Source organism: Morococcus cerebrosus (genome assembly GCF_022749515.1).
Taxonomy (GTDB): Bacteria; Pseudomonadota; Gammaproteobacteria; order Burkholderiales; family Neisseriaceae; genus Neisseria; species Neisseria cerebrosa.
Map to the genome: position 1 here is coordinate 1,746,741 of NZ_CP094242.1, position 24,880 is coordinate 1,771,620.

16 protein-coding genes, 2 pseudogenes and 1 riboswitch are annotated in these 24,880 nt (G+C 52.5%); of the genes and pseudogenes, 4 read left to right on the forward strand and 14 right to left on the reverse strand.

What is annotated here, in order from left to right; translation table 11 throughout:
• The first annotated feature begins 22 nt into the window (after nucleotides 1-22).
• Together trhP and MON37_RS08285 are read left to right on the forward strand one after the other, a co-directional pair.
• Complete coding sequence (gene trhP, locus MON37_RS08280) at nucleotides 23-1,375, forward strand: prephenate-dependent tRNA uridine(34) hydroxylase TrhP (protein WP_039404769.1); 1,353 nt, start codon at nucleotides 23-25, stop codon at nucleotides 1,373-1,375.
• Between the two features lie 451 nt (nucleotides 1,376-1,826).
• Nucleotides 1,827-1,985 carry a DUF1328 domain-containing protein gene (locus tag MON37_RS08285; protein WP_003744611.1) on the forward strand — a complete coding sequence of 53 codons (159 nt, stop codon included), beginning with the start codon at nucleotides 1,827-1,829 and terminating at the stop codon, nucleotides 1,983-1,985.
• 103 nt (nucleotides 1,986-2,088) lie between these two features.
• On the opposite strand, the gene gcvP is transcribed toward MON37_RS08285, so the two are convergent.
• From gcvP to gcvT, 5 genes are all read right to left on the reverse strand, one after another.
• Nucleotides 2,089-4,941, reverse strand: coding sequence for an aminomethyl-transferring glycine dehydrogenase (gene gcvP / locus MON37_RS08290; RefSeq protein ID WP_039404765.1), 2,853 nt, complete (start codon nucleotides 4,939-4,941; stop codon nucleotides 2,089-2,091).
• A gap of 135 nt (nucleotides 4,942-5,076) precedes the next feature.
• Nucleotides 5,077-5,628: a DNA-3-methyladenine glycosylase I gene (locus MON37_RS08295; RefSeq protein WP_039404763.1), complete on the reverse strand. Its 552-nt coding sequence runs from the start codon at nucleotides 5,626-5,628 to the stop codon at nucleotides 5,077-5,079.
• A gap of 107 nt (nucleotides 5,629-5,735) precedes the next feature.
• Nucleotides 5,736-6,122, reverse strand: a complete 387-nt coding sequence (gcvH, locus tag MON37_RS08300) for a glycine cleavage system protein GcvH (RefSeq protein WP_039404761.1) — start codon at nucleotides 6,120-6,122, stop codon at nucleotides 5,736-5,738.
• 66 nt (nucleotides 6,123-6,188) lie between these two features.
• Nucleotides 6,189-6,638, reverse strand: a complete 450-nt coding sequence (locus tag MON37_RS08305) for an Ivy family c-type lysozyme inhibitor (RefSeq protein ID WP_039404759.1) — start codon at nucleotides 6,636-6,638, stop codon at nucleotides 6,189-6,191.
• Nucleotides 6,639-6,737: 99 nt separating this feature from the next.
• A complete protein-coding gene (gcvT, locus tag MON37_RS08310) occupies nucleotides 6,738-7,835 on the reverse strand; it encodes a glycine cleavage system aminomethyltransferase GcvT (RefSeq protein WP_039404757.1) in 1,098 nt (365 codons plus the stop codon).
• 204 nt (nucleotides 7,836-8,039) lie between these two features.
• A riboswitch (glycine riboswitch) is annotated at nucleotides 8,040-8,136 on the reverse strand.
• Between the two features lie 209 nt (nucleotides 8,137-8,345).
• Between gcvT and MON37_RS08315 the strand changes: the two genes are divergently transcribed.
• Nucleotides 8,346-8,831 (forward strand): Lrp/AsnC family transcriptional regulator, encoded by a 486-nt coding sequence (locus tag MON37_RS08315; RefSeq protein WP_016687311.1) that lies wholly within the window; start codon nucleotides 8,346-8,348, stop codon nucleotides 8,829-8,831.
• A gap of 91 nt (nucleotides 8,832-8,922) precedes the next feature.
• On the opposite strand, the gene pepN is transcribed toward MON37_RS08315, so the two are convergent.
• Both pepN and MON37_RS08325 read right to left on the reverse strand, forming a co-directional pair.
• A complete protein-coding gene (gene pepN / locus MON37_RS08320; protein WP_039404944.1) occupies nucleotides 8,923-11,526 on the reverse strand; it encodes an aminopeptidase N in 2,604 nt (867 codons plus the stop codon).
• 433 nt (nucleotides 11,527-11,959) lie between these two features.
• Nucleotides 11,960-13,603, reverse strand: coding sequence for a lactate permease LctP family transporter (locus tag MON37_RS08325; protein WP_003767300.1), 1,644 nt, complete (start codon nucleotides 13,601-13,603; stop codon nucleotides 11,960-11,962).
• 397 nt (nucleotides 13,604-14,000) lie between these two features.
• Between MON37_RS08325 and MON37_RS08330 the strand changes: the two genes are divergently transcribed.
• Nucleotides 14,001-14,777 carry a FadR/GntR family transcriptional regulator gene (locus MON37_RS08330; RefSeq protein ID WP_039404752.1) on the forward strand — a complete coding sequence of 259 codons (777 nt, stop codon included), beginning with the start codon at nucleotides 14,001-14,003 and terminating at the stop codon, nucleotides 14,775-14,777.
• A gap of 198 nt (nucleotides 14,778-14,975) precedes the next feature.
• On the opposite strand, the pseudogene MON37_RS12490 reads toward MON37_RS08330, so the two are convergent.
• The 7 genes and pseudogenes from MON37_RS12490 to MON37_RS08355 all read right to left on the reverse strand — a co-directional run.
• Nucleotides 14,976-15,086, reverse strand: a pseudogene (locus MON37_RS12490) (IS5/IS1182 family transposase); the annotation flags it as partial.
• A gap of 140 nt (nucleotides 15,087-15,226) precedes the next feature.
• Nucleotides 15,227-16,939: an ABC transporter ATP-binding protein/permease gene (locus MON37_RS08335; protein WP_039404750.1), complete on the reverse strand. Its 1,713-nt coding sequence runs from the start codon at nucleotides 16,937-16,939 to the stop codon at nucleotides 15,227-15,229.
• Between the two features lie 128 nt (nucleotides 16,940-17,067).
• On the reverse strand, nucleotides 17,068-18,033 hold the full coding sequence (locus tag MON37_RS08340; protein ID WP_242883602.1) for an IS30 family transposase: 966 nt from the start codon (nucleotides 18,031-18,033) through the stop codon (nucleotides 17,068-17,070).
• A 93-nt stretch (nucleotides 18,034-18,126) separates the two neighbouring features.
• On the reverse strand, nucleotides 18,127-20,331 hold the full coding sequence (locus MON37_RS08345; RefSeq protein WP_039407981.1) for a TonB-dependent siderophore receptor: 2,205 nt from the start codon (nucleotides 20,329-20,331) through the stop codon (nucleotides 18,127-18,129).
• A gap of 190 nt (nucleotides 20,332-20,521) precedes the next feature.
• The gene (locus tag MON37_RS08350; protein ID WP_039407978.1) at nucleotides 20,522-22,723 is read right to left on the reverse strand and encodes a TonB-dependent siderophore receptor; all 2,202 of its coding nucleotides are present in this window, start codon (nucleotides 22,721-22,723) and stop codon (nucleotides 20,522-20,524) included.
• A 493-nt stretch (nucleotides 22,724-23,216) separates the two neighbouring features.
• Nucleotides 23,217-23,279: pseudogene (locus MON37_RS12495) on the reverse strand (transposase); the annotation flags it as partial.
• Nucleotides 23,280-23,376: 97 nt separating this feature from the next.
• Nucleotides 23,377-24,852: a TonB-dependent siderophore receptor gene (locus MON37_RS08355; RefSeq protein WP_052242827.1), complete on the reverse strand. Its 1,476-nt coding sequence runs from the start codon at nucleotides 24,850-24,852 to the stop codon at nucleotides 23,377-23,379.
• Nucleotides 24,853-24,880 lie beyond the last annotated feature (28 nt).

The following is a 24,880-nucleotide window of genomic DNA, read 5'->3' on the forward strand; positions in this document are numbered from 1 at the left end:
AAACCTTTTATAAAGCTCGAACATGAAAGCACCCGAACTCCTTCTTCCCGCCGGCGGCCTTGAACGTATGCGCGCCGCCTACGATTACGGCGCAGATGCCGTTTATGCCGGCAGCCCGCGTTACTCCCTGCGCGCCCGCAACAACGAATTTGCCAAACTCGACGTCCTCGAGCAAGGCATTAAAGAAGCGCACGAGCGCAACAAAAAATTCTTTTTGACCGTCAACACCCTGCCGCACAATTCCAAACTCAAAACCTTCGTCGCCGACATGGAGCCGCTGATTGCCATGAAACCCGACGCGCTGATTATGGCGGATCCGGGTTTGATTATGACCGTGCGCGAAAAATGGCCGGAAATGCCGATCCACCTGTCCGTACAAGCCAACACCACCAACTACTGGGGCGTGAAATTCTGGCAGAACATCGGCGTCGAACGCATCATCCTGTCGCGCGAATTGAGCATGGAAGAAATTGCCGAAATCCGCCAAGAATGCCCCGACATCGAACTCGAAGTCTTCATCCACGGCGCATTGTGCATCGCCTACTCAGGCCGTTGCCTATTGTCGGGCTATTTCAACCACCGCGACCCCAACCAAGGTACCTGCACCAACTCCTGCCGTTGGGACTACAAAGTTCACAACGCCACTGAAAGCGATGCGGGCGACGCCCAGCTTCTGCAAGGCTTCAACTTTGAAAAAGCCCAAGAAGAAGCCAACCAAAACTTCGAAGGCATCAACGGTCAGAAACGCCACCCCTACGCCGACAAAGTCTTCCTGATTGAAGAGTCCAACCGCCCAGGCGAAATGATGCCGATTATGGAAGACGAACACGGCACCTACATCATGAATTCCAAGGACCTGCGCGGTATCGAAGTCGTCGAAAAACTCGCCAAAATCGGCGTGGACAGCCTCAAAGTCGAAGGCCGCACCAAGTCGCTCTACTACGTCGCCCGCGTCTCCCAGTCCTACCGCAAAGCGATTGACGACGCCGTTGCAGGCCGTCCGTTCGACTACAGTTTGCTGAGCGAACTCGAAGGCCTCGCCAACCGCGGCTACACCAGCGGCTTCCTCGAACGCCACCAAACCCAAGACTATCAAAACTACCTCAGCGGCCATTCCACCGCCAAACAAAGCCAATACGTCGGCCACGTTACCGAAATCGACGCCGAAGGCTGGGCAACGGTGGAAGTCAAAAACCGCTTCGCCGTCGGCGACACTTTGGAAATCATCCACCCCGAAGGCAACCAAACCGTCACGCTGGAACAAATGACCCGCAAAGGCGCAGCCGTCGAAGTCGCCCCGGGCAACGGCATCCAAGTCAAAATCCCGAATATGCAGGGTAAAGAAAAAGCCTTGCTGGCTCGGGTCATCAAATAATCATGAGGTCGTCTGAAAACTTTCAGACGACCTTTTGCCTTTCCTTCTCCGCTTCTTCTAAAATATCCAAATAAACGGTTTCAAAACATTCCTTCAATATTAATATATCCTTATTTTTTCATATTGATTTAACAAGAAAATTTCCTCTGCAATCTTTAATCAATAAAATATAAATGTTTTCAAAACTTAACGTCTGTATATAAGCCATTGATTCTTTGGTTAGTTGCTTCATGAATAGGGTGATTGGTTGAAAATCGATATTGCTGCGGTTTGCTAAGTAGGAAGTTATCAGATAAGGTGTACTACAAGCGGTTACATCCGTGAGTATAAAATTAATCAATAAGATAGTTGATTCAATATAAAACTGTTACATCTCACAACAAACGGAAGGCTCTCCCCCCGACCGTTTGCACATCAAACCGTTTGCACACCAAACAGAAAGGAAAAAACCATGCTTCATTATGCAGTTGTTTTCTTCGTCATCGCCATTATTGCAGCCGTACTGGGCTTTGGTGGTATTGCAGGCAGCGCGGCAGGTATCGCTAAAATCCTGTTTGTCGGTTTCCTGATTTTGTCAGTGTTGTCCCTGATTTTTGGCAAGAAAAAATAAAACTGACAAACAGATAAGGCGTAACCACGCTACCTTCTGAATGAACGTTTTTTAAAACAAAGGTCGTCTGAAATTTTCAGACGACCTTTCTTCATGTCAAACCTTAATCTTCATACGCTTCCATCGGCGGGCAGGTGCAGACCAGATTCCGGTCGCCGTACACGTCGTCCACGCGGTTGACGCTCGGCCAGAATTTGTTTTCGCGCACGAAAGGCAGCGGGAAGACGGCTTCTTCGCGGGAGTACGGATGCGCCCATTCGCCGGTTACATCGGCGGCGGTGTGCGGGGCGTTGACCAGTGGGTTGTCGTCTTTCGGCCATTCGCCGCGTTCGACTTTCAACACTTCCTGTTTGATTTGTTTCAGGGCGGCGATGAAGCGGTCGAGTTCGGCTTTGCTCTCGCTTTCGGTCGGCTCGATCATCAGCGTGCCGGCAACGGGGAAGGAGACGGTCGGGGCGTGGAAGCCGTAGTCCATCAGGCGTTTGGCGATGTCGGTTTCGGTGATGCCGCTTTCGGCTTTGAGCGGACGCAAATCGACGATACATTCGTGCGCGACGCGGCCGTTTTTGCCTGTGTAGAGGACGGGATAGTCTTCGCTCAGGCGTTTGGCGACGTAGTTGGCGTTGAGCAATGCCCAGCGCGTTGCCTGCTCCATGCCTTGTTTGCCCATCATGGTCAGGTACATCCAGGTAATCGGCAGGATGGACGCGGAACCGAACGCAGCGGCGGCAACGGCGGTTTGCTCGGCACTTGCGCTGTGCGTGTCGGTCAGGGTATGGCCTGGGGCAAATGGGGCGAGGTGGGCTTTCAGACCGATGGGCCCCATGCCCGGGCCGCCGCCGCCGTGGGGGATGCAGAAGGTTTTGTGCAGGTTCATGTGCAATACGTCCGCGCCGACTTCGGCGGGCTGCATGATGCCGATTTGGGCGTTGAGGTTGGCGCCGTCCATGTAAACCTGTCCGCCGTTTTCATGGATGATGCGGCAGATGTCGCGGATGCCTTCTTCGTACACGCCGTGGGTGGACGGGTAGGTAATCATGATGGCGGACAAGGCGTCGCGGTGTTGCTCGGCTTTGGCTTTCAAATCGTCGATGTTGACGTTGCCGTGTTCGTCGGTATCGACGACGACGACTTTCAAACCGAGCATGGCGGCGGTGGCGGGGTTGGTGCCGTGGGCGGACTTGGGAATCAGGCAGATGTTGCGGTGCGCTTCGCCTTGGGCTTCCTGATAGCGGCGGATGGCAAGCATACCGCTGTATTCGCCCTGCGCGCCGGAGTTGGGCTGGAAGGAAATCGCGTCAAAACCGGTAATGGCTTTCAGGCTGTTCTCCATGTCGGTCAGGAGTTCGCGGTAGCCTGCGGTTTGGGTTTCGGGGGCGTAGGGGTGGATGTCGGAGAATTCCGCCCAAGTAATCGGCAGCATTTCGGCGGTAGCGTTGAGCTTCATGGTGCAACTGCCCAGCGAAATCATGCTGCGGTTCATCGCCAAATCGCGGTCTTCGAGTTTTTTCAGGTAGCGCAGCATTTCGTGTTCGGTGTGGTAACGGTTGAACACGGGATGTTGCAAGATATTGTCTTGGCGCAGGAATTCGGTTTTCAGACGACCTTTGACGTCGTCTGAAAGCGTGAAGGTGTTGTTGCCGGTGAAGGCATAGTACAACACGGCAAGGTCTTCGCGCACAGATGTTTCGTGGAAGGCGGCGGCGATTCGGGTGTCGCTGACGCGGTGCAGGTTGTAGCCCAGCTCCAAAGCGGTTTGAAATGCTTTGTCCGCCTTGTCTTTGCTGCCGAAATCGACGGTAACGGTATCGAAGAAGACTTCGTGAACCACTTTCAGGCCGTCTGAAGCCAGCGCGTCGGCAAAGGCGGAAGCCAGCGCGTGAATGCGGTTGGCGATGCGTTTCACGCCTTCGGGGCCGTGATAAACGGCGTACATGCCCGCCAAGTTCGCCAGCAATGCTTGCGCGGTACAAATATTGGATGTGGCTTTTTCGCGGCGGATGTGTTGCTCGCGGGTCGATAGCGCCATGCGCAGCGCGGGTTTGCCCGATGCGTCTTTGGATACGCCGATGATGCGGCCGGGGGCGGAGCGTTTGAACTCGTCTTTAAACGCGAAATAAGCGGCGTGCGGCCCGCCGAAGCCCATCGGTACGCCGAAGCGTTGCGTGTTGCCCAACGCAATGTCCGCGCCCAACTCGGCAGGCGATTTCAGCAAGACCAAGCTCATGATGTCGGCGGCAACGGCAACAATCGTGCCTTTGGCTTTCAGACGACCTATGACGTCCTGCAAGTTTTGTACGTCGCCGTCTTTGCCGACGTATTGGAACAGCGCGCCGAAGTATTCGCCTTCATCCGCTTTGGCAAAATCGCCGACCACCAGCTCGAAGCCGAAATATTTGGCACGGGTTTTCATCACGTCCAAAGTCTGCGGATAGACGCGCTCGTCCACAAAGAAACGTTCGGATTTCACCTTGCCCACGCGGTGCGCCATCGCCATTGCTTCGGCGGCAGCGGTCGCCTCGTCCAGCAAAGACGCGCCCGCCACAGGGAAACCGGTCAAATCTATGCACACCTGCTGGAAGTTCAACAACGCTTCCAAACGCCCTTGCGCGATTTCCGCCTGATACGGCGTGTAGGCGGTGTACCAGCCCGGATTTTCCAATACGTTGCGCAAAATCACGTTCGGCACGCGGGTCGGGTAATAGCCCAAACCGATATAGGATTTGTTGATCACGTTTTTCGCCGCAATGGCTTTCAGCTTCGCCAAAGCATCCGCCTCGGTCAGGGCTTCGGGCAGGTCGAGTTCGGACGGCATACGGATGCTTTGCGGCACGGTGTTGCCGACAAAATCGTCCATGCTCTTCTCGCCGAGCGCTTCCAACAGCGCAGCCTCGTCGCCGAAACTCAAATGACGCGCGGCAAATTCGTTGGGGTTGAACAGTTCGGATAGTTTCATTTCTACTCCTTCGGTGTTGTAGGAATCTGCCGTTGGGCAGGTGTTTTGATGTTTCAGACGACGTTTGGATTCGGGAGGTCGTCTGAAAACATTTATTTAAAAATAAATACGGTAAGTGATATTAAAAACCCGTTTTCAGACGACCTCTGCCCATTTCGGGCGGCATTCTAAAACTTCTTGATAAACCGGACAGCTTTCAATATGCGCGCCGGGCAGGTAGCCGGTACTCATCAGAAATTCGCCGACGATTTCGCCACCGACAAATTTGAAATGTTTTTTAAACAGCTTCACCCATTCGGCTTTGTCGAGCGGATGGTGTGCATCCAGCCAGTTTTTGAATGAGCCGTATTCTTGCTGTATTTGTTTGATTTGCCGTGCGTTATAAATCGCAGCATTGATTTTCAAGCGGTTGCGGACGATGCCTGCATCGGCAAGCAGGCGTTCGATGTCGGCTTCGTCGAATGCGGCGACAGTGTCAATATCGAAATCTTTAAATGCAGCCCGAAACGCCTGTTGTTTCTTCAGCATCAACGTCCAGCTCAAACCCGCCTGATTGATTTCCAAAACCAGCCGTCCGAACAACTCATTGTCGTCTGAAATCGGAAAACCGTATTGCTTATCGTGGTAATGTTTGTTCGGATTGTCCGTATTGTTCGGAAGGGCGGCAACAAATTCGCAGTAATTCATGTTTTATCGGTCAAGCGAAACAAAGGTCGCCTGAAAACCTAAAACGGGGTTTCAGACGACCTTTCAAAATCAAAACGCGGCAAAATGCCTGCCGCGCCATTTTAAAATCAATCCACTTCGCCCGCGTATTGCTCGGCAGTCAGCAGGCCGTCGTAGTCTGCAGGGTTGACAGGTTTGATTTTGAAAAACCAGCCTGCACCGTAAGGGTCGCTGTTGGCGGTTTCCGGCGCGCTGGGCAAATCTTCGTTGACGGCAACGACTTCGCCTGCAATCGGCGCGTACACGTCGGACGCGGCTTTCACAGACTCAACCACACCGGCTTGTTCTTCAGCGGCAAGGTTTGCGCCGACTTCGGGCAGCTCGACGAACACGATGTCGCCCAATAACTCTTGCGCGTGGTGGGTAATGCCGACGGTGATGGTACCGTCTTCTTCAAGGCGCAGCCATTCGTGGCTGGCAACGTATTTCAGTTCGGCTGGGATGTTGTTGCTCATGGTTAATTCTCCATTGGTTTTTTGGTTTGAAGGTCGTCTGAATCATGCTGTCTCAGGCAGATTGTTTCACGGTTTTTCCAACATTGCTTCTAATTTTTGCTGATCTCGTTTATACCAATTTATTAAATAATTTTCTTCTATTCGGCTACGCGAGCCATAACGTATCACGTTTAAATATCCATTATCATTATGTTTAAACTGAATTCCCACCAACTTTCTAGAATTAATTAAAAAATAAATGATATTGTCTGAACAATTATGTGGTTCACATACTGTTGCTCGTTGGTATTTCTGTGAACCAATTATTACAGGTTCTAATGGTGTAGCAACACCCCCCGCCCCTTTCAACCAATCATCATTTTTATCTCTGACTTCTCGCCATACTTCTTGTCCCCAAATTGCTTTATACGGCTGTTTTTTCACCAAATCAAAAGGATAAATCTCTTTAGCAGAAGCAAACCCCGTAACTAGTACCCAAAATGTAGCTGCAATTGTTATAACCTTACTTTTTCTCATAAAAGTTACCTATTTCATTTTGAATTCATAATTTTCGAAGAGGACAGTAAATTACGTCCTCGTTAAATTACGTCCTCGTTACGAAAACTAATCTAACGTTTAAAACTGTTTCTGCCCATTACGCACAAACGGCAGCTTCAATACGCGCACGTCCACTTCCTTACCGCGCATCAGCACTTTGGCGGTATCGCCGTCAAAATCTTTCGGTACGCGGGCGATGGCGATGGATTGTTTCAGGCTGGGCGAGAATACGCCGCTGGTGGTTTCGCCTTTGCCTTTGTCGGTCAACACTTCCATATGCGCGCGCAGGATGCCTCCTTTGTCGAGCAGCAAACCGACTTGTTTGACGGCAACGCCTTTTTCTTTCAATGCCAACAAAGCGGCTTTGCCGACGAAATCGCGGCTTTCGTCTTTCAAATCAACCGTCCAGCCCATGCCTGCTTCGAGCGGGCTGGTGTCGTCGTCCATATCGTTACCGTAGAGGTTCATACCAGCTTCCATGCGCAGGGTGTCGCGCGCGCCGAGGCCGCAGGGCTGTACGCCGGCTTGTTGCAGGGCTTTGAAGAATGCGACGGCTTCGGTGCCGGGCAGGATGACTTCGACGCCGTCTTCGCCGGTGTAGCCGGTGCGGGCGACAAACCAGTCGTGGCCCAAATCCGCGCCTTGGAACGGTTTGAGGTTGTGGACGACATCCGCCCATTCGGGTTTGACGGTCAGGAGTTTTTCAATGGCTTTAGGGCCTTGCACGGCAAGCATACCGAGGTCGTAGCGCGGGTTGAAGGCAACGCCGAATTCTTGTCCGACTTTGTGGAACTGGGCGGTATCTTTTTCGCGGGTCGCGCCGTTGGAGACGATGCGGTATTGGGTTTCGGCTTCGTTGGTGCGGTAAACGATCAAGTCGTCAATCACGCCGCCGTTGTCGTTGAGCAGCGCGGAATAAAGGGCTTTACCGACGAAGGAAAGTTTGGCAACGTCGTTGGCAATCAGTTTGCGGAAAAAGGCTTTTGCGTTCGCTCCGGCGACGTCGGTAACGAGCATATGGGATACGTCGAACATGCCTGCGTCGGTGCGCACGGCTTCGTGTTCGGCGATTTGCGAACCATAATGGATGGGCAGCTCCCAGCCGGCAAAATCGACCAGCTTCGCGCCTGCATCTTGATGGGCTTGGTGAAACGGGGTGGTTTTCAGGGCAGTCATTCTCAGCTTCTCCGGATTTATTGTTCAGATGCCGTCCGCACATAAGCGCGGAAGACCCTATCTGTCCTTGAACCTGAGATTTTCGGCCGTATCCGCTTGATGGCAAACCAGTCTGCTCACTGCTTTGCGCGGTTGTCTGAATGGTGGTTCAGACGGCCTTCTCCCCTTCGGTGGGTGCGAGCGCACCGCTCTCCAGATGTTTTATTTCAATGTGCAGTCCCTGTTGCCTGAGCGATTTAAGGGCATCTGCGCCTTCGGCGGCTACATGTAACCTGATGTAGCTCTCTCCTGCACATGCCCCGATTATGGCTTGAAAAGGCAGTTTGGGCAAGCCGTCTCTTTGAAATAAAGCCGTTGTGAAAACCTCCAAAATCATAAACCATTTAACACAGATTATACCGACAAATCACCTGTCATTAGAGGATAATATGTTAAAAACAACTTATTTAGGATATAATGCTACCAACTTAACCAACCGACCCAGCAAACGGGTTTGGAGAAAGAACGCAAATGACCCAGCAGATTACTTTGGATAAAACCGATTTGAAAATTTTACAGGTTTTACAGGAAAACGGACGTTTGACCAATGTTGAGCTGGCGGAACGCATCTCCCTCTCCCCCTCGCCCTGCTTACGCCGCCTCAAACAACTGGAAGACGCGGGCATCATCCGCCGCTATGCCGCCCTACTCTCTCCCGCAGCCGTCGATTTGGGCTTGCAAGCGTTTATCCGCGTTTCCATCAGCAAAGCAAAAGACGCACGCGAAGATTTCGCGCAATCGGTACAAGGATGGCCGGAAGTATTGAGCTGCTTCGCCCTTACCGGTGAAACCGACTACCTGCTCCACGCATTTTTCACCGATATGAATGCTTTTTCCCATTTCGTCTTGGATACACTCCTTTCCCACCACGGCGTACAGGACGCGCAATCAAGCTTCGTATTGAAAGAAATCAAAACCACCACCTCCCTACCGCTTTCGCATTTGGTACGGGAATAGGCAGAGTCTTCAAAAAGGTCGTCTGAAATGACAGTTTCAGACGACCTTTTTTATCACATTAAAATAACTTTCATAACAATTTCAGACGACCTCAATCCAAAATCTTGCCGACGATTTCGCCTACGTCTTTCGACAATCCTTCCTGCGCCCGAATGCGCTGCAATTCTTGTTTCACCAAGTTTTTGCGGTGCGGTTCAAGCTTGTTGCAGAGGTTGAACGCCTGCACTAAGCGGGCGGCGACCTGCGGGTTGAAGCGGTCGATTTCGATGACTTTGTCGGCGATGAAGCGGTAGCCGCTGCCGTCTTGTGCGTGGAAATGCGGGACGTTGCGGCTGAAGCTGCCGATGAGCGAACGGGCTTTGTTGGGGTTTTCGAGGCTGAATTTCGGATGCTGCAAGGCGGTTTGAACCTGTTGCAGGGTGTCGCTGCGGTGGCTTAAGCCGACGAGGGCGAAATATTTGTCCATCACCAGCGCGTCGTCTGAAAACTTGTCGGCAAACTGCGCCAGCAGGCGGTTGCGCGTATCGCTTTCGTTGCCGTTGACGGCGGACAGGATGCCCCATTCGTGGGTCATGTTTTGCGCCATTTCGCCGTATTTTTCGGCAACGGTTTCGATGTGCGCAGGGTCGGCGCGCAGAACGAAGGCGCGGCAGACGTTGCGCAACGTGCGCCAGCCGGCGGCTTCGGGGCTGTACTCGTAGCTTTGGTTTTCCTGCTTCGCCGCCTGACGGTTCAATTCGTGCCATTTCGGCAGGAAGTGGACGGCAAGCGTATCCAACAAGGCTTCGCGCGCCTGATGGTAACGCAGCGGGTCGATGTTTTCCGCGCCGTCCCACAGTTCGGCTTCGGACGGCACGCCCAAAAGCAGGGCTTTGAAGGCGTTGTCCAAGAGGTCGTCTGAAATGACTTTTTCAACAGCGGCAAGCAGTTTTCCGTGTTTCGACAGCTCAACGCCGTCTGAAAGCGCGGCAAGGTTGGCGGCAACGGCGCGACGGTAGAGCGTTTGGGCGGCTTCCCAGCGCGTGAAGGCGTCGCTGTCATGGGCAAGCAGGAGCAGCAGGTCGTCGTCGCTGTACGGATAGTTCAGATGAACCGGCGCGCTGAACCCGCGCAGCAGCGAGGGAACAACGGCTTCGGTTACTCCTTCGAGCGGGAAGGTCTGTTCGGCTTCGGTCAGCAGCAACACGGTTTCGGCCGCGCGTTTGCCCTGATAATCGAATGCCACCGCTTCGCCGTTGCGGTTTAGCAGTCCGATTTTGACCGGAATCATCATCGGCTGCTTGTCTGCCATATCGGGCGTAGGCGGCACGGTTTGTTTAATGGTCAACTCAAAAACATTGTTTTTCAGACGACCTTCCGCTTCCAAAACGGGCGTTCCCGCCTGGCTGTACCACAAGGCGAACTGGTCGAGATTGATGCCGTTCGCGTCCGCCATCGCCGTGCGGAAATCGTCGCAGGTAACGGCTTGCCCGTCGTGGCGTTGGAAATAGAGCTTCATGCCTTTTTGGAAGCCCTCTTCGCCGAGCAGGGTGTGATACATCCGCACCACTTCCGCGCCTTTTTCATAAACAGTCATGGTGTAGAAATTGTTCATCTCCTCATAGCTGGCGGGGCGCACCGGATGCGCGGTCGGGCCTGCGTCTTCGGGGAACTGGTGCTGGCGCAGCAGGCGGATGTTTTCAATGCGGCGCACGGCGCGGCTGGCGCGGTCGCCGGAAAATTCTTGGTCGCGGAACACGGTCAGCCCTTCCTTCAGCGAAAGCTGGAACCAGTCGCGGCAGGTTACGCGGTTGCCCGTCCAGTTGTGGAAATATTCGTGTCCGACCACGGATTCGATGCCTTCGAAATCGGTATCGGTGGCGGTGCGGCTGTCGGCAAGGACGAACTTGGTGTTAAAAATGTTCAAACCCTTGTTTTCCATCGCGCCCATATTGAAATCGCCCACGGCGACGACCATGAAAATATCCAAGTCGTATTCCAAACCGAAGCGCGTTTCGTCCCATTTCATCGCGTTTTTCAATGATTCCACGGCAAAGCCGACTTTGGGCTTGTCCGCTTTGGTGGTGTAAAACTCGATTTTGACGTTTCTGCCGCTCATGGTGGTGAAACGGTCTTCCGTGACCGCCAAATCGCCCGCAACCAAAGCAAACAGATAGCTCGGTTTGGCAAACGGGTCTTCCCATTTCACCCAATGGCGGCCGTCTGAAAACTCGCCGCCGTCGATTTTGTTGCCGTTGGAAAGCAAAACGGGATAGCGTTTTTTGTCAGCAACAATGGTGGTCGTGAACTTGGACATCACATCCGGACGGTCGATGTAGAACGTGATTTTGCGGAAGCCCTCCGGCTCGCATTGGGTAAACAGATTGCCGCCGGAAGCATACAGCCCCATCAGCGATTTGTTTTCCGCCGGCAGGATTTCGGTTTCCACTTCGACGGTGAAGCGTTCGGACGGCACGCCCGCAATCGTCAGCGTCTCGCCTTCCAACACATAATCCGCCGCCGCCCCGTTGATTTTGACGGACAAGAGTTTCGCCGAACCGTCCAACACCAGCGGCTCCCCCACCCTCTGCGGCTCAACCGTCAAACGCGACTTCACGACGGTTTGCGGTTCGGCAATGTCAAAATGCAGGTCGGTTTCGAGAATGCGGTAGGCAGGCGTTTGGTAATCTTTCAGATAACGGACGGTTTTGCTCATGGTTTTGCTTTCGGGAAAAATGGGAATACAGACGGTAAGCATAACGTTTCAGACGACCTTAATTCAAGCCTTCTATCAAATTTTTATCGTATAGTGGATTAAGGTCGTCTGAAACCCGAGACTATTGCAAACATACTTAACTTTAAATACAGTAGGTCATCAAATTCCGTCATTCCCGCTCAGGCGGTAATCCATCGTACAATCTAAAGAAACCTCGATTTGAAAAACAGTTTCTGAATTTCAAAAATGGATTCCCGCCTACGCGGGAATGACGACAGTCAGTAAGTTGCGTATCGAAAATAAAGTAATTTAGCTATATCACAGATTCAAATAAAAACCTTCTGCATATCCGTATTTGCAGCCCACAACGACAAAAAGGTCGTCTGAAACCCAAATTGGATTTCAGACGACCTTTTATTTCAAGCCGGTTGGCTTATTTATTGAAGAAAACCAGCGTCCACGGCAAGACATAAGCTTGCAGCAGGGTCAGTAGGCCGACGAAGGTACAGAAAATCAAGCTGTGTTTCACGGTAAAGCGGAACAGGTTGGATTCTTTGCCTTCCAGACCGACCGCCGCGCAGGCGATGGCGATGGATTGCGGCGAAATCATTTTGCCGGTCACGCCGCCGGTGGTGTTGGCTGCGACGGTCAGTTCGGGTACGACGTTGATTTGATGCGCAGTGCTGGCTTGCAGCGAACCGAAGAGCGCGTTGGCGGAAGTGTCCGAACCGGTCAGGAATACGCCCAGCCAGCCGAGGAACGGCGAGAAGAACGGGAATACGGTACCGGTAGCGGCGAGGACGAGTGCCAATGTGGACGACAGGCCTGAATAGTTTGCCACGAATGCGAAGCCGAGTACCAAGCCGATAGACAGGATGGACAGGCGCAGTTCTTTGAGCGTTTCAAAGAAAGTGCTGACGGCTTCGGAAGGTTTCATTTTCAGCAAAGCGGCGGAAACGATGGAAGCAAACAGGATTGCCGTGCCGACTGCGCCGAGGAGGTCGATTTTGAATACGGCGGCGTATGGTGTCGGTTCGCTGACGATGGGCGCGGCTTTTTGTACCAAGTTGTGCAGCATCGGCCAGTCGAATTTGATGGTGGCAACGCCCAAAGCCTCTTTCACGCCTTTAATCGTCCACACGCTGACGAAAACGGTCAGGATGGCGAAAGGTGACCAGGCTTTGATGATTTGTCCGGCAGTGTATTCGCCCGCTTTGCGTTCAGCCGGTTTTTTCATGCCGTTGAAGGTGAAGATTTCTTTAGGCTGCCATTTTTTCAGGAAGGCAGACAGGCAGACCAGGCTGACCAATGCGGAGGTCACGTCGGGCAATTCCGGGCCGATGAAGTTGGCGGTAATGAACTGGGTAGTGGCGAAAGATACGCCCGCCACCAATACGGCAGGCCAAGTTTGGCGTATGCCGCGCATACCGTCCATCATGGCAACCAACCAGAAAGGAACGATAATCGACAGGATCGGCAGTTGGCGGCCGGCAACCTGACCGATATGGTAAGGGTCGAGGTTGGACACTTGACCGGCAACCAGGATTGGAATGCCCATCGCGCCGAAAGCCACGGGCGCGGTGTTGGCAATCAAACACAAACCGGCGGCGTAGAGCGGATTAAAGCCCAAGCCCACCAACAAAGAGGCGGTAATCGCCACCGGCGCGCCGAAGCCTGCCGCACCTTCGAGGAATGCGCCGAAAGAGAAGCCGACCAGCAGCATTTGCAGGCGTTGGTCTTCGGTAATCGAAATCACGGAAGCGCGGATGATGTCGAACTGTCCTGTTTTTACGGTAATTTTATACAGGAACACGGCAGTAACGATAATCCATGCAATCGGCCACAAACCGTAAGCAAAGCCGTACAGCGCGGAAGAAACCGCCATGCCCGCAGGCATTCCGAAGCCTAATATGGCAACGCCAAGCGCAATCAGCAGCGTATAAAGCCCCGCCTGATACCCCTTGAGCTTCAGGATGGTCAGTGCGACGAAGAAGAAGATAATGGGCAGGAGGGCAACGGCAGCCGTCAAATATAGGCTGCCGCCCACTGCGGTATAGTTTTGAATCCAAGTATCCATAGGGAAAATCTCCGAATATTTTTCTAATATATTTTCTTAAATTGGTAAAACCAATTTTGAGAACGGATGACACTTTACGAAACTTTAATATGGCGGTCAATTATTTTTTCAGACAACCTGGCTGCATCGGCGCAAATTTGTTATTTAATTTTAAATAAAACAAAATATTATATGAATTGTAAAAATGTAGCCCAATGTAGTTTTAAAACACATACGGGTAGGACAAGCCATATTGACGGGATACGGGGCGGTTAATTAGAATACGGCGACATTGGTCATGCCAATTTGGTCACGCCAATTTTGATGCAGGCTGCCCTTTCGGACGGCCTGCCGCATCACATTATCGGATTTGGGTCTTCTTCACAGAAAAAAACATGATGGAAAAGAGGGAATTACAATGACAAAACTGGTTCGTCCGCAAAAAATCAGCGACCAAATATTGTCGATATTGGAGGAACGCATCGCGGCGGGCATTTACGAAGAAGGCGGCAAAATCCCGCCCGAGCGCACGTTGGCGGAAGAATTCGGCGTATCGCGCCCGTCGGTCAGGGTCGCGCTGAACATCCTGATTGCGCGGCAGGTTTTGGAAGCGCGTCAGGGCGACGGCTATTACGTTTCCGTCAAACCGCAGCAGGATTTCCTCCAAAGCTGGCAGGAATTGCTCGGCAAACATTCCAACTGGGAAACCGACGTTTTCGATTTCAGCTGCCACATCGAAGGCTGCATGGCGTCGCTGGCTGCAGAACGGCGCACCGATGCTGATTTGAAACGGATTGATTTTTGGCGGCAAAAATTCGAATCCGCCTGCGAAAGCGGCAATTTGGAACATCAAAGCGAAGCCGACGTGAGCTTTCACCAAACCATCGCCGACGCCGCGCACAACATCCTCTTCAGCCACCTCTCCGGCGGCCTGCTCAAAATGCTCTACCGCCAGACGCGCAGCAGCATCATCTATTCCAACCAAACCGAAGACCCGCGCCCCAAGCTGATTGCGCAACACCGCGCCATCTACGAAGCCATCTTGGAACGCCGCCCCGCCGATGCCGCCGAAGCCGCCAAAATACACTTAAACTACGTCGCCAACAGCATCTTGCAAAACAGGGAATACAAAAGCCGCAACGAACACGCCGACACGCTGGCGCAGAACGACTTAAAGCGGGCGCAGGACTGGTAAACATTCAACACTTCTCAGATTAGAGCATGAATACTTCGGCGGCTAATCCTTCTTGCTGATATAAGTTCATGCACACAAAGGTCGTCTGAAAACCTGAATGCAAGGTTTTCAGACGACCTTTTTCTATTTCTTGTTTTACACATTAAGCCATACAACAAGATTTGTCTGAAAATTAAACCTATTCAAATACCAATATTTATATAGTGGATTAACTTTAAACCAGTACGGCGTTGCCTCGCCTTGCCGTACTATCTGTACTGTCTGCGGCTTCGTTGCCTTGTCCTGATTCAAATTTAATCCACTATACCTATCTAACGCCCTGAAATTTAATTTGTTCTAAGCGAAGACAGGCAAAAAAACGCCTCCTGCCGGGAGCTGGCGGAGGCTATCCAAGGAGTTTTAAAAGTAACCCTAAAGAACTATGAAAATAGTCAAAAAGAACTATATTACTAATCTGAACGGTTTGCAAGTTCGTCGAGTGGTTTTAAATTAACTTTACGTCCGAACAAGGCTTGGATTTCGGGTTGGTGGCTGATGCCGATGACGAGGGTGTCGGGTAAGGCACGTTTGAGGGTTTGCATCAGCGTCAATGCGGATTCGCCGTCGAGCTGGTTGGTGGCTTCGTCGAGGAACAGGATTTGCGGTTTGTGCAGCAGCGCGCGGGCGAGGCTGAGGCGTTGCTGTTCGCCGCCGGAAAGGATGCCGTGCCATTCGTATGGTTCGTCTAAATTATCTTTCAGGCGGCCTAGTCCGACTTGTTCCAAGGTCGTCTGAATAATTTGGTCGTCTTTGCAGGCGGGGTGGGGATAGCTGACGGTGTGGCGCAGGGTGTCGGCGGGGAGGTAGGGGCGTTGGGGCAGGAAGAGGAGGCTGCCGTCGAGGGCGAAGCTGCCTTGGTAATACGGCCACAAGCCTGCGAGGGCGCGTAACAGGGTGGATTTGCCGATGCCGCTTCTGCCTTCGAGCAATACCCATTCGGGGGCGTGGGCTTCGAGGTTGATGTCGGTGAGCAGGAGGCTGCCGGTTTGGGTGTGGACGGTGAGGTTTTGCAGGACGAGGATGCCGCCTTGGCGGCGGTTGTTTAAAGTCAGGGCGGGTGCTGGGCAGGCGGTGCTTCTGCCTTCCTGCTCTACTTGTTCCAAGGCCGTCTGAAAACCGGAGAGGCGTTCGACGACTGCCGCCCATTCGATGAGGCGGCGGTAGGAGTCGGTAAACCAGCCGAAGCTGTCTTGGACGCGGGCAAACGATGTGCGGGTCTGCATCATGTCGCCGAAGGTCATGGTTTTGGCGAGGTACATGGGCAGGGTGGCGAGGATGGGGATGAAGATGCTGATGCGGACATAGGCCGCCCAGAAGGTTTCTTGGCGGAATTCGCAGTTGGTGAGCCGCCGCCAGTTGTCGCGGATGCGGAGGTAGCGTTGTTTCAGACGACCTGTTTCGGCTTCGCCGCCGTTGTAGAAGGCGATTTGTTCGGCGTGGTCGCGCACGCGCAGGAGGGCGGCGCGGTAGTCGGCTTCGCGGTGCTGGCGGTCGATGTTGAGATTTTTGAGTTTGCGGCCGACGAGGTGGGCAATCAGGGTGCTGATGACGGAATAAATCAGGGCAACCCAGACGAGGTAGCCGTGTATGGTGATGTCGCGCCCGCCGATGTTGAAGGTCTGTATGCCGGAGAGCGTCCACAATACGGCGACGAACGCGCTGAATTTGGCAACATTATTGATGAAGGAGCGGAACAGTCCGATGCTTTTGTCGGCGAGCAGATAGATGTCTTCGGCGATGCGCTGGTCGGGGTTGTCGGGTTCGCCGGTCAGGCGCAGGCGATAGTGTTTGTGGCCTTCGAGCCAGTTTTGCTGGAATTGTTCGGTCAGGTGGGTGCGCCAGCGGAAGATGAGGCGTTTTTGCAGCCAGTCGCCGCAGACGATGCAGCCGATAATCATCGCCATGTAGCCGAGGTATTCGACGATGAGCGCGGGCATGGACGCGCCGTCAAACGCGGCGAGCGCGTCGTAGAAGCGTTTGTCCCACGCGGCGATCCAAACGCTGATGGTGATGGAACAAAGGGTGAAGCCGATGAGGACGGCAAGCATCAGCCATTGGATGCGCCCGTGCGCCCCCGTCCAAAAGGGGCGGGCGAGTCGGGAGAATTTTTTGAGGATGTTCATGGGGGTGTGTTGGTATAGATAACGGGAGGTCGTCTGAAAGCGGGATTGTACTTTCAGACGGCCTCTTATTGTGCAATAACTACATTGCTGTTTTCAGACGACCTTGGATTCGGATTTCAAGTGCAACACTAGGGTACCAGTGGTTGGAACAGATTTAAGAATAAAACACTTGGCGTTTCGTAGCCAAGTGTTTTTCTCGGCCGGTGGTTCAACTCATCTTGAACCCTGCGTATCTCCCGATCGCTGATGTTTCGGAAATCGGTCTGTTTGGGGAAATATTGCCGGATGAGTCCGTTGGTGTTCTCATTCAGCCCTTTCTCCCAAGAATGGTAAGGGCGGCAAAAATAGGTTTTCGCCTTCAATGCTTTGGCTATTTTGGTGTGTTGGTAGAACTCTTTGCCGTTGTCCATGGTGATGGTGTGCACCCGGTCTTTATGTGCCTTTAATGCCCTGACGGCTGCCCGGGCAGTGTCTTCGGCTTTTAAGTTCTTTAATTTGCAGATGATGGTGTAGCGGGTAACGCGTTCGACCAAGGTCAATAACGCGCTTTTCTGATTTTTGCCGACGACGGTGTCGGCCTCCCAATCGCCGATGCGGGTTTTCCGGTCGACGATAGCAGGTCGGTTTTCTATGCCGACGCGGTCGGGCACTTTGCCTCTGGTCCATGTGCTGCCGTAGCGTTTGCGGTAGGGTTTGCTGCATATTCTGAGATGTTGCCACAAAGTGCCGCCGTTGCTTTTGTCTTGGCGAAGGTAGCGGTAAACGGTGCTGTGATGGAGTGTGATCCCGTGGTGTTTATTCAGGTAGGCACATACTTGTTCGGGACTGAGTTTGCGGCGGATAAGGGTGTCGATGTGTTGAACCAGCTGCGAATCGAGCTTATAGGGTTTTCGCTTACGCTGTTTGGTCAGCCGGCTTTGCCGTTGGGCTTTATCGGCGCTGTATTGCTGCCCTTGGATGCAGTGCCGCTTGATTTCTCGGCTGATGGTGCTTTTGTGGCGGTTGAGCTGTTTGGCGATTTCGGCGATGGTGCAGTGGCGGGACAGGTATTGGATATGGTATCGTTCGTCTTGGGTCAGTTGTGTGTAGCTCATGGCAATCTTTCTTGCAGGAAAGGCCGTATGCTACCGCATACTGGCCTTTTTCTGTTATGGAAAGTTGCACTTCAAATGCGAATCCGCCGACCCTTACATTGTCCACTTTAAATTGAATACGACGTTGCGCGGTTCTCCGTAGAAATAACCCCAGCCGTATGTACGCGCTTCGTAATTTTCGTAATAGCGTTTGTCGGTCAGATTGTTGACGGTCAGCCCAAGGTTCAGCTTTTTGTTCGGCTGGTACTGCACGCCTGCGTTCCAGACGGTATAGCCGCCCAAGGGCTGCTTAACGTCCCAGCTTCTGTGTTTGTCCTGCATATTGAAACCGCCTTTCAGCGTCCAGCGGTTTGCCGCGCCGGGCAGGCGGTAGGTGGTGTACAGGCGGAACATGTGTTTCGGGGTATGCTGGCTGAAGTCCGCTCCTTTGACGAACAACTGCTGTTGTCCTGCGGTTGCGGTGTACTTGCGGGTGTTGTAGGTATAACCTGCGAAAAGCTGCCAATCCGGCGTCAGGTCGCCTGCGATTTCGGCATCGAATCCCCTGCTTTGCAGGCGTACGGGGGCGTAAATCCAGTTTTTGGTTTCGGGATGCCGTTCGCGCGTGCTGATCGGTTCGTTGTGTTTTTCGGTTTGGAAAAATGCTAGCGTGGTATTCAGACGGCCTCCGTTCCATGCGCCCTTCCAACCGATTTCGTAGTTGTTGCCCAAAACGGGGGACAGTTCTTTGTCGTCTTTGTCCCGCGCACTGGTGTGTTTGAAAATGCTGGTATAGCTGGCGTAAAGGGTGTTGCGGCCGTCCAGGTCGTAAGTAACGGCGGCATAGGGGATAAACCGTCCTTTTTTGTATGGATAATCGTTGCCGGCTTGGTAATCGGGTACGCCGTCTTTGGTATCGCGGTACCAGATAAACGAATTTCTCCAGCGGCTGTATCCGCCGCCCAAAATCAGGTGCAGCCGGTCGGTGAGGTTCAGGCGGCTCGCCAGGGTGAGGGTTTGGATGGTTTTACGGCTGTTGCGGTAATCCTGATAGTCAAAGCTGTTCCAGTCCGGTCGGGCGATTTCTCCGCCTGTCCATGTGTACAGGTTGAAAGAACGGTTTTGCGTGTTTTGGTCGCGCATACGGATATTGAATTTTTCGCGCGAATGGGTATAGGCGGCGTACAGGTCGTGCCGTCTGCCAAATGCGGAATATTTGCCGTTCAATTCCGCCTGCCCCGTCCATTGGTGGTTGTAACGGTCGTGGCGGGAAACTGTATCCAGAGGCAACATGCCGTTGTCCGCCCCGCAGGTTACACACGAGCCCGAGAGGTAAGCCTCTTCGGTTTTGGATTTGTTTTGCTTGTAATCAAGTTTGCCGGTCAGCTTCCAATCGTTGCCGAAATAGTGCTCCAGCTCGGCAAAGGTATGGATTTTACGGTATGTCCCCTTATTCCAGTCCGCTCCCCAGTTTGTATCGCGCGGCAGGCGCAGGTCGCTGCCGTTGCGGTCGATAGGCAGGCCGAAACCGAGCGGCGTATCGGTTTGGCGATGGTAAACCGCACCGACGGTCAGCTTGGTATTGTTGCTGAAGGTTTTGTCCGCCGTACCGAACAATACGGCATTATCCCCGTCGTCGTATTTGCGGAACGAATTGTCCCGCTCTAATACGCCGACCATGCGGCCGCGGACGGCGTGTTCTTGGTTCAAAACGCCTGAAACGTCAAATACGCCGCGCACCTTGCCCCAACGGTCGGCCTGCAAATCGATTTCCGCCAGCGGCTGCGCGGTCGGCCTCTTCAATATGGCATTGACGCTGCCGCCCGGCTCGCTGTCCGCCTGTTTCAACCCGCTCGCGCCGCGCAGGATTTCGATGCGCTCGTAAAGCGCCGTATCCATCAACAGCTTCTGGTCGTGCAGATTGTTGCCCTGCATACTGGCGATGGTGGAATGAAGCCCGTTGGTGGTAACCGACCCGATGTTGAATCCGCGCGACTGGAACTGCATACGGTTGCCCCGGCGGACGACATTCAGCCCTGTGGTGGTTTTCAATGCGTCTTCCAGCGTGGTCGCGCCCGAATCGTCCATCTGTTTGCGCGTAATGACGCTGACGGATTGCGGCGTGTCTTTGGGGGAGATCGGCAGGCCGGTGGCGGTGGACATGGTTGGCACGGTATAACTGTCACGCGAAGCAGTACGGCTTTGTCCGGTTACGTTAACGGCGGGCAGGTCAACATGTTCCGTTTGTTCGGCGGTTTGGGCGGAAAGTTGCAGCGGGACGGCGGCAAGCAGGCAGGCGTAGCGGATCGGATGGTTCATCGCAGCTCCTTCAAGTGGGGATGAAGAGGTTTTTATGGGAAAGGGGTCGTCTGAAAACCCAACGGCGGTTTTCAGACGACCCCTTTCTTTTACAGCAACGGCAACCGTTTCCTGTCTGTCAGGAGCAGGTCGGATAGATTGCCGAATATGATTTGGTTATTGTTTTTTTAATTTTGCTACCGCAGACGGACTACATCTTCCACTTCAGGCTGAACACGGCATTTCGCGGTTCGCCGTAGAAGCTGCCGTAGTTTTTTGTACGGTTGCTGTTGTTTTCATAGTAGCGTTTGTCAGTCAGGTTGTTGACCGCCAGCCCAAGTTGCAAATTGTCGGTCGGACGGTATTGCAAACCGGCATTCCAAACGGTATAGCCGCCCTGGGGCAGCTTGCTGCCGGTTTTGCTTTGACTGGACAAGCCTATACCGATACTTAACTTACCGTTTGCAAACGGCGGCGTATAGCTGCTGTAAGCGCGGAAAATGTGTTTTGGGGTCCAGTTGGCAAAATCGCCCTCGGTATGGGGATGGTTTTCTGTTTTGCGGATATTGTAGGTATAGCCGGCAAACAGTTTCCAATTTGCGCCGATTGCTCCGGAAATTTCTGCATCTACACCGCGGCTGCGTTCTTTTGCGGGAACGTAGTAGAAAGTCTCCTTCTTGTTACCGTCGGCAGGAACGTTGACACGCACGCCGACGTTGGTGTTATCGGTTTGGAACAGGGAAACGGCCGTATTGAGTTTGCCCTGCATCCATTCGCCTTTCCAACCCAATTCGTAGTTTTTACCGACTTCGGGCGCGAGATAGCTGTTGTCCGCATTTGTTTTCAGAGTCGGTTTGTAGATGGATGTATAGCTTGCATAGAGGCTTTGCCCCGGCATGAAATCGTAAGTGATGCCGATGTATGGAATGAATTTGCTGTTTTTGACCGAATAGGTTTTGGCATCATTGTCCGGCTTGCCCTTATAACGGGACCAGTTGTGATCGAAGTCGCGTTTCCAATGGGTATAGCGTCCGCCTGCCAACAGATGCAGTTTTTCCGTAGGATTGATGCGGGTACCTGCCGCAAGGGCGTGCGTATAGAAATGGTTGTTGCTGTCCATAATGCTGTATGGTTCGGCAGCCCAGTCCGGCTGGGGGATAACGGCAGAAAATGGATCGTAGCTGCCGGTTGCCTGCATACGGGTATGGTGCAGGGTATTGCGCTCTTTCGAATAATTATGGGTCAGGAAGATGTCGTGGGTTTGACCCAAGGCTTCAAACTTGCCGCGCAGGTTGTTTTGAATATGCAGGTGTTTGCTGTCGTGCTGATAGCGGAAAGCCTGTTGGTCTTCAATACCGATGGATTGATTGGCTTTCAACCCGCTTTTGCCTGCCATTAAGAAAGCATACCTTTGGTCGGAGTGGCTGTTTCGCCAATCGATTTTGCTGTTCCATTTCCAGTTGTCGTTGAAGTAGTGGTCAAATTCTGCAAAAACACCGTTTTTGATGAACCGCCCATGATTCCAATCCGCACCGAAATAGCTGTTGCGCGGCAGACTGTTTCCGTCTTCCCATAAAGGCAGGCCGTTGAGATTAGGGGTGTTGCGCTGGGCAATACGGTACGCTCCGACAGAAACCTTGCTGTTTTCTCCGATGTCTTTTTCCAAAACGCCATAAAGAAGGCTGTTTTGCCCTTTCACCTTATCCTGAAATGTTTTGTCATGATCAAAACTGCCGACAATACGCCCGCGGAGTTGGTTTTCTGAGCTTAAAGTGCCCGAGGCATCCAATTCGATATGCCGTTTGCCGAAACGGTCGGCTAAACCATTCATACTGATTTGTTTTTTAGCCGTCGGTTTTTTACGTACGGCATTAATGGTACCTCCGGGCGCGCTGTTGGATTGGGTCAGCCCGGCTGCACCGCGCACAACTTCAATGTGGTCATACATGGCAAGGTCGGTGATGTTGTGCCCGTCTCTGTCAGGGTGGCCGAATATGCCCGGCGCGCCAATCGTGGTGGCCATGCCGTCTTCTTCCAATTTTTCAATATAGAATCCGCGGCTTTGGAAATGGGTGCGGTTCCCTTGGCGGACGACATTTACACCGGTCGTTGTTTTCAACGCATCCGCCAGCGTCGTAATGCCTTGATCGTCAATTTGGTTTTTGGTAATCACGCTGACGGATTGCGGCGTCTCGCGCGGAGTCAATGCCAGTCCTGTGGTAGAACTCATAGCCGAAGTCGTATAGTCATTTCGATTTTCGGTACGCAGGCTGCGGTTTTTGCCGACCACATTGACCTGATTTAATTCCACCTGCTGCACTTCTTCAGCGGCGTGAACGGCTTGCGGCAGCGCGGCAAGGCAGAACGCCAAGGTGCTGAGTTTGAAAAGTTTCTCTTTGTTTGTATTGTTCATTTGGTTGATTCCAGATAAAGCTGTTGTCGTAAAATGTTTATTTTTATTTGATATTTATAACCATAAAAACTATAAATATTCAAAGTATTAGGTTTTTCAGACGACCTGCGTCAGATAAAACGGACGGATTTTATCAAATCCCGGCGGATAAAAAAATGTTGCCGCCGGGCGGAGTACCCAATGGCAACTACTTATCCAAGGTTGCAAAGATAGATATAAGGAATTAGCTGAAAATTAGTTATAAAGAACTATAAACCATCTGTAAAAAATGGCAACCGTTTTTTCAGACGACCTCACGTTTTTTCACATACTCTTGCCATAAGTCAAAATTCTGGCCGGCAATAAAATACCCCTTCTTCTGTTTGGCGGAAGAGGGGGTATCTGCGTATCAGTCAGTTTTATAGTGGATTAACTTTAAACCAGTACGGCGTTGCCTCGCCTTAGCTCAAAGAGAACGATTCTCTAAGGTGCTGAAGCACCAAGTGAATCGGTTCCGTACTATCTGTACTGTCTGCGGCTTCGTCGCCTTGTCCTGATTTAAATTTAATCCACTATAGCTTCATTTTCTTGCGAACCGTGAAAAGGCGGATTGCCGTGTGGCTAGGCAGGTCGTCTGAAAACAGTTTTCAGACGACCTTTCTACGGAAGGCGGATTAGAATTTGTAATTGACGTTGAACATTACATTACGCGGTTCGCCATAGTAGTTGTTCGCGCCTTTGCTGCTGACTTTGTTGTTCTCGTAGTAGTAACGGTTGAACAGGTTGGTCGAAATCAGTGCAAGTTTCAGGTTTTTCGATGCCTGATAATCAATGTTGGCATTGAGTACCGCATGACCGCCGCGCTTCACGCCGTAGAGGCTGGCGGTTTTGCTTTGTGCAGTTACGCCGCCGCCGATGGTCCATTTTTTGCTGTCAAACGGCAGGTTGTAGCTGGTGTGGAGGCGCAGCATGTGTTTTGGCGTGTGCAGGCTGAAATTGGTGCCTGCGGGGACGGTGCCTTTGCTTTCCGCTTCAAGATATTTGGACCAGTTGAACGTATAACCTGCAAACAGTTTCCAATCTTCGCTCAGGTTGCCGGATATTTCGGCTTCGATGCCTCGGCTGCGGACTTTGCCGACGGGTTCCCAATACCATTTTTGGTCTACCGTATCCCAAATCTGTACCGCGCGGTTTTTCTGTTCGATGTCGAACAAGGCGAACGAGGTATTCAGCTTGCGTTCGAACCATTCGCCCTTCCAGCCGATTTCGTAGTTCGCGCCGGTAACGGGGTCGAGATAGGATTTGTCTTTGCGCTGATTGCTGTTCGGTTTGAAGATGGATGTGTAGCTGGCATACAGGCTTTGGTTCGGCGTCAAATCGTAGGTAACAGCGAAATAGGGATTGAAACGGACGGTTTTGCGGTCGGTAACCGAATCGGGATCGTTGTCTATCTTGCCGTCCGTGTAGAAATAGTCGGTTATATATTTCGATTTAATGTGGTTCCAACGCGTACCTGCCATTATGTGCAGTTTTTCTTTCAACATATTGAAACGGAAGCCCAAAAGCAGCGCGTGGGTGGTGCGTTTGGAATGGGTTTCCCAATACATCTGATAAGGTGTGGCGTACCAGTCGGCGGGTTCGGCGATTTCGTTGCCGGTAAAGGTCATCGGGTCGAAGGAAACGCCCGGGTTGTATTGACGGCGGCTGCCGTTGTTTTTGGTGTGCGTGTAAGTGTATTCGGTAAAGATTTCCTGCGGCACGCCCGCAATTTCAAATTTGCCGTTCAAATTGTTTTTGAAAGTCAGTTGTTTTTCGTCATTGTCGTAGCGGCTCAACCAGCCCGAAGCCAATGTGCCGCCGGGCGTGTAGCCTGTGTAGGACGTGGACGTATTGTAAATGCCGCTGTTTTTCTTGGTATTTTCGTTGTAGTTGTAATCCAGCTTGCCGGTATAACGCCAGTTGTCGTTGAAATAGTGTTCTACTTCGGCGAATGCGGTCGCTTTGTCGTAAATGCCTTTGTTCCAGTTGTAGCCCAGATAGGTATCGCGCGGCAGGTTCAATGCCACACCCCAGTCGTCGGGCTTGGTGTGTTTGCGCTGATAGAGGCCACCCCAAGTGATTTTGGTGTTGTCGCCGACGGATGCATCCATCACGCCGTAAAGCGTGGCATTGCCGCCT

Coding starts and splice junctions, on each gene's coding strand:
- trhP (WP_039404769.1), top strand. CDS start 23: ATGAAAGCACCCGAACTCCTTCTTCCCGCCGGCGGCCTTGAACGTATG.
- MON37_RS08285 (WP_003744611.1), top strand. CDS start 1,827: ATGCTTCATTATGCAGTTGTTTTCTTCGTCATCGCCATTATTGCAGCC.
- gcvP (WP_039404765.1), bottom strand. CDS start 4,941: ATGAAACTATCCGAACTGTTCAACCCCAACGAATTTGCCGCGCGTCAT.
- MON37_RS08295 (WP_039404763.1), bottom strand. CDS start 5,628: ATGAATTACTGCGAATTTGTTGCCGCCCTTCCGAACAATACGGACAAT.
- gcvH (WP_039404761.1), bottom strand. CDS start 6,122: ATGAGCAACAACATCCCAGCCGAACTGAAATACGTTGCCAGCCACGAA.
- MON37_RS08305 (WP_039404759.1), bottom strand. CDS start 6,638: ATGAGAAAAAGTAAGGTTATAACAATTGCAGCTACATTTTGGGTACTA.
- gcvT (WP_039404757.1), bottom strand. CDS start 7,835: ATGACTGCCCTGAAAACCACCCCGTTTCACCAAGCCCATCAAGATGCA.
- MON37_RS08315 (WP_016687311.1), top strand. CDS start 8,346: ATGACCCAGCAGATTACTTTGGATAAAACCGATTTGAAAATTTTACAG.
- pepN (WP_039404944.1), bottom strand. CDS start 11,526: ATGAGCAAAACCGTCCGTTATCTGAAAGATTACCAAACGCCTGCCTAC.
- MON37_RS08325 (WP_003767300.1), bottom strand. CDS start 13,603: ATGGATACTTGGATTCAAAACTATACCGCAGTGGGCGGCAGCCTATAT.
- MON37_RS08330 (WP_039404752.1), top strand. CDS start 14,001: ATGACAAAACTGGTTCGTCCGCAAAAAATCAGCGACCAAATATTGTCG.
- MON37_RS08335 (WP_039404750.1), bottom strand. CDS start 16,939: ATGAACATCCTCAAAAAATTCTCCCGACTCGCCCGCCCCTTTTGGACG.
- MON37_RS08340 (WP_242883602.1), bottom strand. CDS start 18,033: ATGAGCTACACACAACTGACCCAAGACGAACGATACCATATCCAATAC.
- MON37_RS08345 (WP_039407981.1), bottom strand. CDS start 20,331: ATGAACCATCCGATCCGCTACGCCTGCCTGCTTGCCGCCGTCCCGCTG.
- MON37_RS08350 (WP_039407978.1), bottom strand. CDS start 22,723: ATGAACAATACAAACAAAGAGAAACTTTTCAAACTCAGCACCTTGGCG.
- MON37_RS08355 (WP_052242827.1), bottom strand. CDS start 24,852: ATGGATGCATCCGTCGGCGACAACACCAAAATCACTTGGGGTGGCCTC.